We start from the raw sequence: 15,579 nt of genomic DNA on the forward strand, positions 1-15,579 counted from the left end.
CCAAATACCTCTACCTCCACGGCTTCGCCTCCAGCCCCCGTTCAGCTAAAGCCCAAGCGATGAAAGCCCGCCTCGCCAACTTGGGAATCCCCCTAATCATTCCCGACCTCAACCAGGGCGACTTTGCCCACCTCACCCTCAGCCGCCAGATTCAGCAGGTCAGCGCCCTGATTTTGGCCCAGAGCGCCCCCACCGTGCTGATCGGCTCTAGCTTAGGGGGCCTCACCGCCGCCTGGGTCGCCCAGCAGGCCAGCATTACAGAACGCATCGAAAAACTGGTGCTGCTGGCCCCCGCCTTTGACTTTCTCAAGCAGTGGCTGCCCCGCCTCGGCCCTGAGCAGCTCAATATCTGGCGCACTGAGGGCACCCTCCCCGTTTACCACTACACCGAGCAGCGTTCTGTGCCGCTCCATTACGGGTTCATAACCGATGCCCAAAGCTACAGCGATGATGCACTCAAGGCTAAAATCTCGACCTTGATTCTTCACGGTATCGACGACGAAACCATATCAATAGAGGCCAGCCGCGCCTACGCAGGCGATCGCCCTTGGGTGCGCCTAGTCGAACTCCCCAGCGACCATGCTTTAACGGATGTAGAGACCGACATCTGGCAGCACACACAGGAGTTTTTGAAGCTATGAGGTGCGATTTGCACACCGTTAGTCCACAATATGTGGCTGCTCAGGATGGACGATTCTATTCAATCAGGCATTCATAATATTTAGAGCGTAGACTCTGTCAGCTGTTGAAAAACATGCTCTTGAAAAGCTTTAAGGCTATCCCAGGCCGCATGAAACTTTCCAAAATTAGGGCTAGTAAAAGAATAAGCGGCTCCACCGCCAAAACGGGGCGGCTCAAAGCCTAAAGTATCCCGTTGATGAGGTAGCTTGCCCCAATTGTCTAGTTCTGGCATCCAAACGATTCGTACCCATCGAAAATATCCCACATCAGTAGTCCTGACCTCGTCGTCAAGCATTTCTACAATGTGGGTAACTCTTGCGTGCTGATTTAAAATCATCAAGTCCCCTGCTAAGGGAGTATTGGCTCCTTTGCCAGTCAGTCGCCAGTAGATTTCAAAGGCTCGGCTTTCAGGCGAACCACCCATCTTTTGAATTCGGTTTAGGGTATAAGACCAGTCGCCGTCAGGGTCTCGTATATTTTTAAGAAAGAGCAGCTTAGATATATCGCATTCATGTAGGTCTTTGCGGCTTACTATTGGCACCTTTCCTCTTCCATCAATAACAGGAGGAATAGGAGGAAGCTCAAGTCCATCGATTTCGTCGTCGCTTAGCTTAAGTGCGTTCTGCAATCGCTTTAGCCGACGGCGGGTTACCTCCCTCAGCGGCTTCTCACTACTCAAAGCACCAGCAAGAACTTTGCTGTATTGGGTAATAGCCTTTTCTTTTGCCTTATAGATCTGCAATTCTTCTGCCTCGATAGCAGCAGCTTCTTCAGATTTCAGCTCAAAGGTAGTGCGAAAGCTATCTAAAACACTGCGATTAAAGACAGAAATCTCACCCTCGTCTTCTTGTATGCACAGGCGCACTTCCTGACGGTACTGTTCTAGTAACGGTTGAGACACAACAGGTGGTGGAGCAAGATGTTCTGCTAGGTCATCAATCAGCCGAACCATATCTTGATTAAAGTCAGGATCAGGGCGAGCGTCACGGCTGTTGCGGTGGGCTAGGTCTTTCAAGCAGTTGGGCAACTCCTCCGCTCTGGGCATGCGAGCGTGACCGACCAGCAGCGGCACTACAACTACATCGTCACGCTGTAGGGCTGCTTCAATCTCTACTCGTACCCAGTCTGCTGGATCGTCTAACCGACGCGTACCTTTCTTATCAGCTGCGCGCAACCAGCTTGGCCCAATTATAGCTAGAACAACCTTACACGCTGTCAAGGTGCGGTTGAGGAATTTTTGAAAATCTACCCCGCCAGGAATGTTGTCGACATCTTTAAACACGGCCTCTTTGCCGAAACGAGCAACTAGTCTGTCATAGATGCGCCCGGTATCGGCTTGGCTATCGCTGCGTCGGTAGGAGATAAAAATCGAAGGCATCAGTATTAAGGCTAGAAGTATCAGCGCTAAAAGAGTCAGCTTTTTCCATTAAAGGCCAGATTCCCGCTCGCTGGATTATTTTGCTGGCGCAAAGGCAGAATAGGATAGCTCATCGCTAACGTTGAGGCTGTCTTCGATGCTGACCCGAACTGTCTCCTAAAACCCGTTTCAAGAACTGCAACCCCCGTGCCACAATTAGCCCAATCCTCTACGTTAGTAACAGGGCAGCCCGGTGGAACCGTCTTCCCTCAGTGCGTCAAACAGTGAGCCAAACCCAGGTCCGCCGCAGGGACCAACCACCCCACGGCAGTTGAGCAGCATTAAAGCGCAGCTCGACCTGGTACTGCTGGCCCTAGAAGCCCTCACCGGCCTGGGGTCCGATGCCATGCTGGCAGCGGCGGATGCTCTAGGGGTGTCGGACTTGCTGAGCGATCGCGTCAACCTGTGGCGCTTGCGTCAGGCTAGTCCTTTGCGCAAAGGCCAGGGCCGCAAAAAGCTCGATGTCGACGAAGCCCGTGCCCTGGTGCTGGTGAGTTGTCATCTGGCGATCGCCCATCGCGACCCCATTCGGCAAGCCGTGGCGCGGTTAGAAAAGGCCCTCGAACAGGGGCAGCCTCCTCACCGCACCGCTCAGCTCGGCGACTACCTCGACGCCTTTAGCAATGCCTACCAAGACCGCATGGAGGGCGACCAAACCGCCACCACCAACGAGATCAACACCCTGGGGCTAAAACTGCTGGTCGATCTGCTGTTCTACAGTGGCTCCGGCGGCAGCCGTAAGTTGTGGCTGGCACTGCTAGAGCGAGCGGAGAAATGAGGAGAATTTTAGATTTTGGATTTGCGCTTTTAGCTTTTAGCCGCTGTAGGGTGGGCACTGCCCACCAAAGACTTTTGACCTGATAACCTCACCCCACCCAGCCTAAAGTCCATGGCCGCGATCGCCACTGTCACCTCCTACGAATATGCAGCGGGCACCTGTACTCTGCGACTGGTGGGTGAGCTTTCGCCCCTGAGCCAGGTCACGGGTCGCCCGGTTCTGGGGCGATCGCGCTTTTCCCTTCAGATGTACGGGGAAGAGGCTGACGCCGCGATCGCAGCGGCCACGAACCAGGCCGTTATCTTCGATGTCAGCGGACGAGAGCCGCAGTTTTCGGCCTTAGCGGGGCTGGTGCAAACCTATGTGCAGCGCCATCTCAATGCCGACGCGCTCACCGCCGGAGGTGCCGTATCTCAGGGCGACAGTGCGATTCAGCCGGTGGGGCTTACCCGCCACCGGCTGACCCTGGCGACACCCCCAGAACCGCCTAAAATAGTTGAACTCTCCACCCTACAACTAGCTGATCTGGCCGATGCCCTAGAGCAGGCCGATGGCAACCTGCAAATCATCCCCGACCATGCGCTGCCCAAAACTCGCTGGGTTCGCCCCAAACTGCCGCTCTGGATTGGCTCTATAGCGGCGGTAGGTATTGCGGCTCTGCTGGGTAACCAGTTGTTGACGACGGCCCCTAGCTCAGTGGTGTTATCGCCCAGCGAACCTCAAACGACTAACGAATCGACGCGGCAGTTGCCGCCCAGTAGCTCTCAGCAGCCCACACAAGGGGACGCACCCGCCGTCGACTCGCCCGCTGCCGAATCTGTAGAATCGCCTTCCGCTGCTGGCGAGGCTCTCCCTACGCCAACGACTACGGCCCCAACCACTCCAGCGGCTCCAGCAACCAGACCGACTGACGTCACCCCTAAAACATCGCCGCCGCCCTCTGCGACCTCCCCAGCGCCTGCTACGAGCAACGGTACCTCACCTGCGCCCGACGCCCCACCCCAGGCTGAGGCGCGGGCTGGAGGGGCACAGTTGGCTCGCCCAGATTCAAACACGGCCGCCGAACCGGCACCAGTACCGACCAGTCCCAGCGCCGATCGTTCTGCCCCCGACACTCCGGAAGCCTTCGAGGCCAGTCCGGAGATCGCGGCCACCCGCGCCCCCGATGCGGCATTAGACTGGGTCGCAGCCCTAAGGCAGGCCTTACAACAGCAGTGGCGATCGCCCGCCAATCTAGCGGCACCGCTGCGCTATCGCATTACCCTTGAGCCAGATGGCACCGTCGAGACGCTAGAGCCTCTCGATGACCTTTCTGCAACCTACCAAGACAACCCCACTCTGCCCCAGCCCGGCACCACTATCCCCGGCATTGCTAGAGATGAATCAACCACGGTAGAGGTTCAGTTTTTGCCCACGGGTGAAGTCGTGGTAGAACTGCCAGACAGCTAAATCCTTAGGACTGCTGCGATCGCTGGCTTTTGCGCTTGGCCCGGCGCATACGCGTCGTCGAGATGGCCTTGTCTACAGGGAAACCGACCACCGGCATGACCTGATGCTTGCGCTCACCCTCTAGCTGCTTTAGCTCGGTATAGTCGACCCAGTGAATGCAGTCCACCGGGCAGGTGTCGATCGCCTCCTGAATGATTTCCTCAGAGTCACCATCCTGGCGGTAGACCCGTGACCTGCCGTAGTCAGGCTCGATATAAAAGGTATTGCGGGCCACGTGGGCGCAGTGCTTACAGCCAATGCAGGTAATTTCATCCACATAGACGCCGTTCTGGCGCAGCTGACCGCCCAGTTCTGGCTCAAGGCCAGTGCGATCGCTGGTCTGACGCAGGTTTCCGCCTAGCTCTGGCTCAAAGCCGGTCGCATCGGGGCCGGTCGTACTTGGCTGACCGTCAAAATGTGTCATCGTATTATGCCATTCGTGCTTCAAAACGCCCATAGCCTGGGCCAAAACAAAGAAAGGGGCTAGAGCAGCCCCTCTCTAAGCTTCAAAAAATCAACGCTTTAGCCGTTCCAGCGCTGTACCACCAGCCGCACAGAGCCATCTTCGCGCACCTGCTCCTCAGACACCTGAAAGCCCTGACGAGAGGTTTCAGACAGCACGGTATTGTAGGCGTAACGCTGGCTGACCTGGCGCAAAAAGCCTTCCACCGTTAGCGGCTGCTGCCAATATTGCAAATCGGCTACCAGCTCGTAGTCGCTGGTTTCGGGGTTGCGGCGAAAGCCAATGTCGTAGCCGTTATCTTGAGAAATGACCACATCGGCAGACTGGGTTTGCCCCTGGTAGCCCCTCACATCGCAGGGACCAGCCTTCCAGTCGGCTCCTACATCATTCAGAGCTAGCTTGAGAGAGTCTAGGTTGCGGATTTTGGTTGTAATTTGGCTAAAGTGTGACATTTTATGCGCGTGGTATGAGGACTAAAAAACAAAAATCTACCATTGGCTGTAGGCCGTTTTTGCGGCGACGGTTTCCGTTGCCGATTGCTCATTGGGTTGGGCAAAGTATTCAGATGTGTTCTGCTGAGCCACAACAACACCAAGCTGGGCTTCAATGGCGGCCGTAACCTCGGCGCAGGAGGCACCGATAATGCCCGTTACCGTTTCCTTCACTCGCCCGTCGGGATAAATAATGAACTCTAACGTTTCCATAGGGTATGAGTCTCAACACCATTGAGCTGGCTTGGGCAGCGGTGACTGCAATCATCCTGTCGCAGTTATGTTCAGGCTGGCAGACGCCAAATTAATAACCCGATCCTAACTAAGCATAGGGGCTATAACTCGCTACCATTCATTACGAAAGTCAATGTGCTGCATTGATTCCGTGAGTGAACAATCCATTAGATGTAGTTTCGCGTAACTTTTAAAGGGCGTCAAGGCGACTTTAGTTACAGTTTGCATCATTTTTGTCTCCCCTTAACCCCTCCAAAAGCCATTCCAAACCCTTCCTTAGGGGTGAAACGTTAAGAAGATTAAAGTTTGGTCCGTTTGACTGACTGTTGACAGCTCTGCTGCTACAAACAGAAAAAGGCAGCTTTTGCCGTCCTCCACTTGCCATGTCACCCTATCTTCAAGCGCTGAAGCCGCTTTTCGAGCAGCAGGCCAATGCCACTCAGGCTGAACCGATGAAGCAGTACATGCGCAATCAGTTTGAGTTCCTCGGCATCAAAAGACCGATTCAAGATGCTCTGCTCAAGCAGTTTGTAGCCGAGCACGGGCTGCCTGAGCTAGCCCAACTGGAGAGTATCGTCCGAGAACTCTGGGCCTGGCCCGAGCGAGAGTTCCACTATGCGGCCCTCACCTTTTTAGGCCGCCACCAAAAGCAGCTTACCCCCGATGCTGTTCCCCTGCTGGAATACCTGATCACAACTCAGGCGTGGTGGGATACGGTCGATGCTATTGCCAGCCACAATGTTGGCAGACTACTTCGACAATATCCCGACTGCCGCGATGGGGTGATTGGAGGATGGCGATGGTCAGATAATTTCTGGCTACGCCGCACCACGCTGCTGTTTCAGCTGGGCTACAAAGCCGAGACAAACCAGGCGTTGCTGTTTGGGCTGGTGGAGCAAAATAGCCAATCAAAGGAGTTTTTCATTCAAAAGGCGATCGGCTGGGCGCTGCGAGAGTATTCTAAAGTCGCTCCAGAGGCGGTGCAGACCTTTGTGGCCGAGACACCCCTGGCGGCTCTCAGTCGGCGAGAGGCCCTGAAGTGGCTCAAGGCTAAAGGAAAGCTAGAGCCTATATAGATGTATGAGATCAGAACCCAGGGTTCTAGCGAAGATTGTGGCTAAGACAACAGCCTTTGTACCAGAACCCTGGGTTCTCTAGGGTGGCAAGCTACTCTAGCAGCACGGTTTTGGTCATGATCACCATCCGCATCTCGGCTCCGCTCAGTGACCGCGTCTCGGCTCCGCTCGATAACCGGGTGGCCGTTGGGCCTTCGGCGCTGGGCGGTACGGGGATGGGGTCGCTCCAGTCGTTGGGGTCGGCATAGCCGAGGGCGTGGAGGATTTTGATGGTGCGATCGATGCCTGCCAGGCTGCCGTAGAGCATGTGGCGCACTTTCTCGGGCGTCAGCGGCCTTGCCCCTCGGTCATTTGGCCCAGATTTGGGCGGCAGCGGTAGCGCCCTGGCTTCTTGGTCGTCGCTGGGGTCTGGTTCTAGATATTCAAACATCGGTTCTGTTTCCTTTTGTGGTTGAGGAAAACAGAACGCGAAAACCCTAGCCACCCACGCTTGACATGCAAACTGAGGGGGCTAGGGTACCATGTGCCTAGCCTCGCAATCTGCTTCGGAGATTTGCGGGGTTAGCTGTCGATCGGTGTTAGGCGCACCGACCGGCAGCGCTAAAATTTTCGAGTTCTGTAAGTCCGCCGCTCGGGTGAACGGCTTGATGGATGAGTATAGTGGTACGCGCGATCGCCGTCAACTGTGGATAGTTAGGAAAACTTTACTAATTAGGGTGCAACTATAATAGGGCAACCGCATGAGTAGCACAGGGCATGGCAGGCGAGGCGCTAGACGTATTCATCTCTTACTCGCGTCGCGACGAAGGGCTTAAAGATGAGTTGGTCAACTACCATCTCAAGTTGCTCCAGCGGGAAGGCAAAATTAACACTTGGCAAGACCGCGACATTGAAGCAGGGGCCGAGTGGGCCACCGAAATTAAAACTAATTTGGAAAAAGCAGATATTGTGCTGCTACTCATTACCCGCCATTTTTTGGCGTCTGACTACTGCTATGAAACTGAAATGCAGCGGGCCGTACAACGCCATTACGAAGGTACCGCTAGAGTAATTCCCGTCATTCTTGAACCCTGTAGTTGGAAATATAGCGACTTTAAACAGCTCCAAGTGTTACCCGAAGATGGCAAACCCGTAACCCGCTGGGAAGACAAAGCCGAAGCTTTTCTTGATGTAGAAGAGGGCATTCGTAGGGTGGTGGATGCTCTAAATGCCCGACAACGAGACGCCGAAGGAGCAAAGGTACGTGAAGCTGAGGAGTTGAAACGACAGCAAGAAGAGGTTGCCCGATTGGAAGCAGAGAAAAAAGAACGCAAACGGCAGGCCGCCAAGCAACGCCAGCAAGAATCCACAGCTCGGCGACAGAAGCAAGCAAGGCTTGAGCAAGAACGCCTCGCTGCCGAGCAGCGCCAACGAGAACAGGCTGAAGCCCAGCGTACAGAGCAAGAAAGCCAGCAGCAGACGGTTCAAAAACGGCGGGATATAGAGTTTTCCTCAAAAGACTACCCGCTTCAACAAAATTTCGACAATCAAGACAACGCTCATGATGGAGCTATATCAAGCGCTGCAGTTGTGGAAACCGTAGACGCTAACAACGAACCAATCGAGAACGTCAAACGAGAAACTTTTATTGAGAAAGTAGCTATATGGGAGATTCCCCTAGACCGAAGGTCAACCTTATTATGGCTAGCTGGAGGGATAGGGGGGTTAATAGTTTGGGGAGCAACTTCAAAAAAAGGGGTGAGCCAATCAAATCAAGTAACAAATAGTGGGGAAAACGCTCCAGAACTAAAAACCTTCAACTTTTCGGTTATTTCCTTAAACACTCAAGGCGAGGAAGTCAACCGGGTTCAAAAGAAAAACGAATATTTTTCAGAAAATTTGGGGCAGGGGATTAGCCTAGACATGGTAGTTGTACCAGGCAGCAATTTCATGATGGGCTCGCCAGACGGAGAAGGTTACGCTGACGAGAAACCTCAACACCAGGTTATGGTAAAGCCCTTTTACATGGGTAAATTTCCTGTAACTCAGGCCCAATGGAAAGCAGTTTCTACTATGCCAAAAGTACAAAGAGAACTTAAACCCGATCCTTCAACCTTTAAAGGCATGATGAGACCGGTAGAAGAAGTTTCTTGGAATGATGCAGTTGAATTTTGCCAGCGACTATCTCGCTATAGTAATCGCCAGTATAGATTACCTAATGAAGCAGAGTGGGAATTTGCATGTAGAGCAGGAACTTCTACGCCCTTTAGTTTTGGGCCAACGATTACGACAAATCTCGTTAATTATAATGGTAATTACATTTATGGATTTGCTTCCAAAGGAATGATGTTGCAAGAAACAACAGAGGTTGGTAGCTTTCTACCTAATGCCTTTGGGCTGTACGATATGCATGGCAATGTCTGGGAATGGTGTGAAGACCACTGGCATGATAATTATGATGATGCACCTAAATTCAACTATTCATGGCTGTCTAAGGATGAATCAACTCCCCGGCTATTGCGTGGTGGTTCATGGCACGACGACCCAAAGAACTGCCGTTCCGCCTCTCGATATAAAAAAGTCTCAGGACTAGTAGGTAGCCTCTTTGGTTTTCGGGTGGTGTGTGTTCCTGTGTAGTAAGTTTAGGATGTGTTGTCAGCTCCGCTGTAAAACTTATCCTATGCTCCTTCGCTAACAAAAGTTAGTATTGGCAAAAAATAAGTTAAGGGCTAGTACAAAGATGGTTTTTAGCGATGTGGTCGAAGTCATCAAAAGTCTTTCTACGGATGAAAAGCGCGAAATTCAACTTTTGTTGCATCAATATCTCCGAGAAGAGCGTCGTGAAGAGATGTACGCCAATTTCGAGGTAGCCCAGACAGAAGAGCAAAATGGTGAGCTTACATTTTCCTCTGATATCAATGAATTAAGGCAATTGATTGAGGATTAACCTGTGGAAGTCAGTTTTAGTTCTCCCTTCAAGCGTGCCTTCAAAAAACGTATCAAAGGAAACGCAGACCTAGAGACCAGGTTTTGGCAAAAACTAGAGCAGTTCACAGCAGACCCCTTTGACCCTAGCTTAAAGACCCACAAGCTATCAGGTAAACTAAAGGAGTTTTGGAGCTTTAGCGTGGATTACGACGCACGAGTACTGTTCTATTTTACAGAAGACGATAAGGCTATCTTTGTCGATATTGGTAGCCATGATGAGGTTTATTGAACTAACAGTCAATGGGCCAAATTAAGAGAGCAGATATGGTAAAGGTAAAAGTATTCTATGACCACACAGGTAACACGCTGGTTGTTTGGTTTGGCAACCCCCAAGACGAAATAGAGGCCGAGGAAACCAGGGACGAATCAATTTTGATGAAAGATCAGCACGGTCAGGTCATTGGCTTTAAAAAGCTAAATTTTTGCCCCCCAGCCAAAGCCCTGTGCGCGTAGCCTTTGAAACCGCGACACTTTAATCAAGGGCAGCGCTTAGGGTGGGTTGCCGACCTAGGCTCCAATTAGTCTTCATACAAACCGCGATACAGATCGGCAACCTCGAACTCCAGACCAAGACTCGTTAACATCACCCGATCGCCCGCCTTATACACATCCACCTGCTAATCCCCGGAGGCAGTGCGACGGCGGCATTCCACCCGCTGGCTCTCCTGGGAAATCAGCACATACTCTTGCAGCGAGTCGAGCTGCTGGTAATCCTGAGATTTTTCGTCCCGATTAAAAGTTTCGGTACTGGTTGGTAGCACCTCTGCCACCAGTTTGGGGTAGCGCTTGATGTAGCGATCGCGCCGATCCCTCGGGTCACAGGTTACAAAGGCATCGAGGTAATAGTAAAACTCATCTTGGTAATTGACCTTAACGTTGCCCGAATAAAAACGGCAGTTAGAACTATTACCCAAATGATTATCTATAGCTTTTAGCAAATTAAAGGCGATGCGATCGTGGTTGTCGGTGCCGCTCGCCATGGCGTAAACCAGCCCCCGCCGATACTCGTGGCGAATACGGCTCTGTAGCTCAAGCGCCAAATACTCCCCAGATTTGATGTAGTTGGGGACGGCAATCATTAGAGCAATATCTTAGGGATGGCTTGTTTGCATTCTATCGCTATTGCCTAGGTAGCATGCTCCGACCTAACGAAAAAGCGCCCCCCAAGAGGAGCGCTTTTTGCTAATCAATCAATGGGGTAGTCACTCAAGACTAGCCGATGATTTCAGGAGCCTCAGCCGTGGCTAGGTCGAGGGGGAAGTTGTGAGCATTGCGCTCGTGCATTACTTCCATACCCAGGTTGGCCCGGTTGATCACATCAGCCCAGGTGCCAATCACTCGGCCCTGAGAGTCAAGGATCGACTGGTTGAAGTTGAACCCGTTCAGGTTGAACGCCATCGTGCTGATGCCGAGTGCGGTGAACCAGATGCCGATTACAGGCCACGCACCCAAGAAGAAGTGCAGGCTGCGGCTGTTGTTGAAGCTGGCATATTGGAAGATCAACCGACCGAAGTAGCCGTGGGCTGCCACGATGTTGTAGGTCTCTTCTTCTTGGCCAAACTTGTAACCGTAGTTCTGAGATTCGGTCTCGGTGGTCTCACGCACCAGTGAACTGGTGACGAGCGAACCGTGCATAGCGGAGAACAAGGAACCACCGAACACACCGGCCACACCCAGCATGTGGAAGGGGTGCATCAGAATGTTGTGCTCAGCCTGGAAGACCAGCATAAAGTTGAAGGTACCGGAGATACCCAAAGGCATGCCGTCAGAGAAGGAGCCTTGGCCCAGGGGATAGATGAGGAATACAGCGGAAGCAGCAGCGACAGGTGCGCTGTAAGCAACGCAGATCCAGGGGCGCATGCCGAGGCGGTAGCTCAGTTCCCACTCACGACCCATGTAGCAGAAGACGCCGATGAGGAAGTGGAAAATCACCAACTGGTAAGGGCCACCGTTGTACAGCCACTCATCGAGGGAAGCGGCTTCCCAGATGGGGTAGAAGTGCAAGCCAATGGCATTAGAGGACGGCACAACCGCACCGGAGATGATGTTGTTGCCGTACATCAGCGAGCCAGCAACGGGCTCACGGATGCCATCAATGTCTACGGGGGGCGCAGCGATGAAGGCTATGACGAAGCAGGCGGTAGCAGCGAGCAGGGTGGGAATCATCAGTACGCCGAACCAGCCCACATACAGGCGGTTCTCGGTGCTGGTGACCCACTGGCAAAACTGCTCCCACAGGGAGGCGGATTGTTGTCTTTGTAAAGTCGTTGTCATGATTTGGATAAGTGCAAGTTAGGTTTGCTTGGTGCCTGCCGGAGAGGACAAGCAGGTTATGTATGTACTTACATTAACCGTATTGTTGCAGTTTGTAAACAACCTGAGGGTAGATAACCCCCTATGGCGGGGCGGGAATCGCGAAACAGGTGGTGTATTCAGGCTGAGGTATGGCCGTTGACATGGCCCAACTGCCTTCCCCAGGCTTGTTTAGCCCTGGTCGTCTGCTGAGGGGCAGGGATGGCCTGAAAGAGTTGCAGAGCTTTACAAAGATGGTGCTCGGACTCGGGTGCCCCAGGTAGGCAGGCCAACGTCAGTGAGCATTGCAGGTGGGCGGTCGCGAGGTCGCAATGGGCACCGACCTCGTCGAGGAGGGCGATCGCCCCCCGACAATCGACTACAGCTGCGTCTACATCTCCCCGCTGGCTCTTTAGCCGCCCCAGCCCCACCAGGGCATTGGCCTTAATTTGCAGGTAGTGGCCTGCCTCCGCCGCTTGAATAGCGGCATTAAACAGAGATTCAGCCCTATCTAAATCTCCCAGATTCAGATACGTATGGCCCAAAAGCTGCACAAAAAACGCGTGCCGTCCGCTTTGACCCCGGCCTCGGACTTGCTCAATGACGGCATCAGCCAGCGTTTTCGCAGAGGTCTGATCGCCCTGGTAGGAGAGCACCAGCGCCAGGCAGGTGGTGGCTTTGTCGGCCCAGGGCTGGTGGCGCGTGCCGGTGGCGGTGGCAATCACCTGGCTAAACCAGGTGGCGGCGGTCTCCAAGTTCCACAGGTCGAGGTGATACAGCCCCAGGCTGAGCTGAGAGTCGACGACCAGCATGGTGAGGTAGTACCAGCGGTGGGTCGCGGCGTCGGGGGCCTCGGTGTGCAGACAGGTTTGGGCGATCGCAATTGCATTTTGCTGACAGGCGATCGCCCGCTCCAGCTGTCCCTGAATCCAGTACAGGTCGCCCAGAATGTTGGCCAGTTCGCTGGCATCGGCATTTTCTGACGGAATGTGGTCAATGATGGCGGTGATCGCATCGGTGACCGGCTGCACCAGGCCCATGCGGTAGAGGGTGCTGCCCAGGGGCAAAAACTGCTGCCACTGGTTGTCGCGGCTGTGCAAGATTACCCGCGCTGCCGCCCCATAGTCTTGAATGGCGACGTAGTGGTAGAAGGCTTCCAGCGCCTGTATGGCATCGTCGAGGCTGCAAATGCGCTGAATGCTGTGGCTCCAGCAGCGGGCAGCGGCGCGGTGGGCCAATTCCCACTCGGTAGAGTCTTCAGCATTGGCGGTGAGCTGAGCTAAGGCACCCGCTCTCACGACCGGGTGCAAACCGTAGCGACCCTGGCGGCATTCCAGCAGCGATCGATTGCGCAGGGAGGTGACAATGGCCTGGTGGCGCTGGGTAGGAATGTCGGCCATGAGGCACTGCACGGCTTCCCAAGGAATCGTGGGCACATCCTGGTAGCGGTAGACGCCTAGACGGCAAAAGAGATGGTATGCCTCGGGGTCGAGGGTTTGCAGTCGATGGATCTGGCTTTCAACCAGGTTTTTAAGATCCACGGGGCCGAGTAAATCTTGGCTGTGGGCCTGCCAGTAGAGCGCCAAGCTGCCGTCGAAGTCTGCCTGCACCGCCCCAGCCAGAATTTCCATGGCCTTGGCGTTGCCGCCGTAGGCGCTGTGCATAGCCTTTAATATCGATTCTTCCTGGGGGATGCTTCGGTGGGCGAAGTAAGTGGCCCAAGCGGAAAGCCCTAACCCTGGCAGCCGGTAGTGGGTGATGGGAGTGCCCGGTTCGCAGAGGCGATCGCGGCTGGTAATCAGCGTTAGCGTTTGCCCACGGCTGTCTGCCAGCACCCGCAGCAGTTCGCTGTAGCGGCGATGAAACGGGATAAATTGGCCCTGGGCATCGAGCGCTGGCTCCAGGTTATCGATCAGTACGGCGACCCGCTGCTGGCGCAGGTGGCGGCGCAGGCGATCGAGGGTGACGCCAAATTCGCGCCCCGGCTCGACGCCAAAGTCCTGGCGCAGCCATTCTTCGACTACCCACTCCACTGGGGTAATGTCGGCGGGGTCTTTGGCCATCAGCAGTTCTAGGGTGAGATCGACCGGCTGCTGAGCGATAAAGTGCTGGGCCAGGGTGGTTTTACCGAGCCCCCCTTCGCCCTGAATGAGAATGGTGCGATCGCCCTGGGCGATTAGGGTGGTGAGGTGGGCGATCGCCTCCTGACGACCGACAAAATTAGGATTGATTGGGTTTAGGGAACCTTGAACGTTAGGCTCTACCCAATCCTTAGGAATCGAGGGAACGACATCCAAAGGCTGAGGCTGATTCAGAGTCTGTAGCGATCCTAGAGAGATAGTGCCGCCCGAGACATCGATGCCCATGCGGTGCAGCGATCGCTTCAGGGCCGACTTGAGGGTAGATTTCGTCACCTTCTCCCCGGTCACCTTTGAGAGCAGCCGCCACATCTGGTAGGCGACATCCTTAATATGGCCCTCGGTGTACCCAGCGGTGTTGGCAATATCAAGGTACTTTTGCCCCTGCCACACCTGCCGCAAAATCGTGCGCTGCAAATCATTCAGATGCCGCCCGGTGACGGTGAAGACAAGCCGGTCTGCCAGTTCTACCGCATCTGATGCCATAGCCTATGTGTTTCTCCTACGGCCACAACTCTAGCCGAGATTTTAATTTCTTTCATTGCCAGTGGACGGTTTCCGCCTTTTTCCGCCCCTGGACTACTGGTCTTTAGCTGAATAGCCGACCCTAACCGACCGACGACAGTAACCCCTAGAGCTACGGTGAACTTACCCAACCATAACCCACGCGAGGGGTATCAAATATGACTGCCACACTTTTCTCGCCGCCAACCGTCTTGGAGGATGATTTAGCTGGTCCCTGGCAGGCCTCCTTCAGCCCTAGGCTAGCCAGCCAGCGGATTGCGGCCCTAACCCTGCGGTATGTGACGGTGGAGCATTTGTGCGATCGCCTTATCGACCTACCCCGCCAGTTCCAAACCCCGCAGCCTCGCCGCTGGAATCGGGTGAGCTGGGGCAACATTCACCCCGACCAGGTGATCGGTATCTCGCTCGACACCTTCTGCGCCATTCTGCTGGGCACCATCAACACTGAAGCCCCCATTCGCGGCTATACCCAGGCCAGCCGCCAGTACCTGGAGCAGTTTTATCCCCAAATGGCCGAGTTTGTGGGGGGTACGGTAAATGCTGATGGGCAGGTGATTACCCCAGGCCTGTGGGAGCGCGAAGAAAAGCGCCATACGCCTGCCCTGACGGTGCTCTACCACCGCTTGAGCGGGCAACAGCCCCACCCGATGCCCCACGCAGCCCGGCCCTATACCCCTAGCGGCGACCCCCGTGCCGACCTCTACCGCCACGGGCTGCACCGCATCGCCACCGAGTACGGAGCCGCCTGCCTCTACCTGTGGATGATGGCCTACACCACCGGCCCACTACAGGCCGTACTGGGAGAACTGCTGATTGATGAAGTTAACCACATGACCAAGTTTTGGGGCTTTGGCCGCTGGGCCTACCCCGAAACGAACTTGAGGATGATTGTTGGCACCCTATCCCAGGCGATGGTGCAAAAGTGGCGACAGCCAAATCTTCAGGGCAGCCTGATTCACACCCTGCGCCGCATGACGGCAGAACTGGCCTGGGGGCAATGGAATGTCAGCCATCGGCTCACCTTTCTCT

16 protein-coding genes and 1 pseudogene are annotated in these 15,579 nt (G+C 54.5%); 9 read left to right on the forward strand and 8 right to left on the reverse strand.

What is annotated here, in order from left to right:
* Window positions 1-641 (forward strand): YqiA/YcfP family alpha/beta fold hydrolase (locus tag IQ273_RS20200; RefSeq protein ID WP_194024963.1); only part of this gene is annotated, 641 nt, incomplete at its 5' end.
* 80 nt (window positions 642-721) lie between these two features.
* Here IQ273_RS20200 and IQ273_RS20205 read toward each other — a convergent pair.
* The gene (locus IQ273_RS20205) at window positions 722-2,059 is read right to left on the reverse strand and encodes a toll/interleukin-1 receptor domain-containing protein (protein WP_194024964.1); all 1,338 of its coding nucleotides are present in this window, start codon (window positions 2,057-2,059) and stop codon (window positions 722-724) included.
* A 232-nt stretch (window positions 2,060-2,291) separates the two neighbouring features.
* On the opposite strand from IQ273_RS20205, the gene IQ273_RS20210 reads away from it, so the two are divergent.
* Together IQ273_RS20210 and IQ273_RS20215 are read left to right on the forward strand one after the other, a co-directional pair.
* Window positions 2,292-2,876, forward strand: coding sequence for a DUF3038 domain-containing protein (locus tag IQ273_RS20210; RefSeq protein WP_194024965.1), 585 nt, complete (start codon window positions 2,292-2,294; stop codon window positions 2,874-2,876).
* A 111-nt stretch (window positions 2,877-2,987) separates the two neighbouring features.
* Window positions 2,988-4,325 (forward strand): DUF4335 domain-containing protein, encoded by a 1,338-nt coding sequence (locus IQ273_RS20215; protein ID WP_194024966.1) that lies wholly within the window; start codon window positions 2,988-2,990, stop codon window positions 4,323-4,325.
* Between the two features lie 4 nt (window positions 4,326-4,329).
* Here IQ273_RS20215 and IQ273_RS20220 read toward each other — a convergent pair whose 3' ends face one another.
* From IQ273_RS20220 to IQ273_RS20230, 3 genes are all read right to left on the reverse strand, one after another.
* Window positions 4,330-4,788, reverse strand: a complete 459-nt coding sequence (locus tag IQ273_RS20220; RefSeq protein WP_194024967.1) for a ferredoxin — start codon at window positions 4,786-4,788, stop codon at window positions 4,330-4,332.
* A 98-nt stretch (window positions 4,789-4,886) separates the two neighbouring features.
* A complete protein-coding gene (locus IQ273_RS20225; RefSeq protein WP_194024968.1) occupies window positions 4,887-5,279 on the reverse strand; it encodes a DUF1257 domain-containing protein in 393 nt (130 codons plus the stop codon).
* Window positions 5,280-5,315: 36 nt separating this feature from the next.
* Entirely contained in the window at window positions 5,316-5,531 is a 216-nt protein-coding gene (locus IQ273_RS20230) for a DUF2997 domain-containing protein (protein ID WP_194024969.1), read from the reverse strand.
* Between the two features lie 404 nt (window positions 5,532-5,935).
* Here IQ273_RS20230 and IQ273_RS20235 point away from each other — a divergent pair, with 404 nt between their 5' ends.
* The gene (locus IQ273_RS20235) at window positions 5,936-6,628 is read left to right on the forward strand and encodes a DNA alkylation repair protein (protein ID WP_194024970.1); all 693 of its coding nucleotides are present in this window, start codon (window positions 5,936-5,938) and stop codon (window positions 6,626-6,628) included.
* 91 nt (window positions 6,629-6,719) lie between these two features.
* Here the strand turns inward: IQ273_RS20235 and IQ273_RS20240 are convergent, their stop codons facing one another.
* Window positions 6,720-7,058 carry a hypothetical protein gene (locus IQ273_RS20240; protein WP_194024971.1) on the reverse strand — a complete coding sequence of 113 codons (339 nt, stop codon included), beginning with the start codon at window positions 7,056-7,058 and terminating at the stop codon, window positions 6,720-6,722.
* 326 nt (window positions 7,059-7,384) lie between these two features.
* On the opposite strand from IQ273_RS20240, the gene IQ273_RS20245 reads away from it, so the two are divergent.
* The 4 genes from IQ273_RS20245 to IQ273_RS20260 all read left to right on the forward strand — a co-directional run bounded on the left by IQ273_RS20245 (window position 7,385) and on the right by IQ273_RS20260 (window position 10,048).
* Window positions 7,385-9,244 (forward strand): SUMF1/EgtB/PvdO family nonheme iron enzyme, encoded by a 1,860-nt coding sequence (locus tag IQ273_RS20245; RefSeq protein ID WP_228053458.1) that lies wholly within the window; start codon window positions 7,385-7,387, stop codon window positions 9,242-9,244.
* A 103-nt stretch (window positions 9,245-9,347) separates the two neighbouring features.
* A complete protein-coding gene (locus IQ273_RS20250) occupies window positions 9,348-9,554 on the forward strand; it encodes a hypothetical protein (protein ID WP_194024972.1) in 207 nt (68 codons plus the stop codon).
* A gap of 3 nt (window positions 9,555-9,557) precedes the next feature.
* Window positions 9,558-9,824, forward strand: a complete 267-nt coding sequence (locus IQ273_RS20255) for a type II toxin-antitoxin system YafQ family toxin (RefSeq protein WP_194024973.1) — start codon at window positions 9,558-9,560, stop codon at window positions 9,822-9,824.
* A 35-nt stretch (window positions 9,825-9,859) separates the two neighbouring features.
* Complete coding sequence (locus IQ273_RS20260; protein ID WP_194024974.1) at window positions 9,860-10,048, forward strand: DUF2283 domain-containing protein; 189 nt, start codon at window positions 9,860-9,862, stop codon at window positions 10,046-10,048.
* Between the two features lie 65 nt (window positions 10,049-10,113).
* Here the strand turns inward: IQ273_RS20260 and IQ273_RS20265 are convergent.
* From IQ273_RS20265 to IQ273_RS20275, 3 genes and pseudogenes are all read right to left on the reverse strand, one after another.
* Window positions 10,114-10,674: pseudogene (locus tag IQ273_RS20265) on the reverse strand (Uma2 family endonuclease).
* A 133-nt stretch (window positions 10,675-10,807) separates the two neighbouring features.
* Entirely contained in the window at window positions 10,808-11,869 is a 1,062-nt protein-coding gene (gene psbA, locus IQ273_RS20270; RefSeq protein WP_194024975.1) for a photosystem II q(b) protein, read from the reverse strand.
* Window positions 11,870-12,027: 158 nt separating this feature from the next.
* Window positions 12,028-14,511, reverse strand: a complete 2,484-nt coding sequence (locus tag IQ273_RS20275) for an NB-ARC domain-containing protein (protein ID WP_194024976.1) — start codon at window positions 14,509-14,511, stop codon at window positions 12,028-12,030.
* A gap of 197 nt (window positions 14,512-14,708) precedes the next feature.
* On the opposite strand from IQ273_RS20275, the gene IQ273_RS20280 reads away from it, so the two are divergent.
* Window positions 14,709-15,579 (forward strand): ferritin-like domain-containing protein (locus IQ273_RS20280; protein ID WP_194024977.1); only part of this gene is annotated, 871 nt, incomplete at its 3' end.

The sequence above is a fragment of the Nodosilinea sp. LEGE 07298 genome (assembly GCF_015207265.1).
Lineage (GTDB): Bacteria > Cyanobacteriota > Cyanobacteriia > Phormidesmidales > Phormidesmidaceae > Nodosilinea.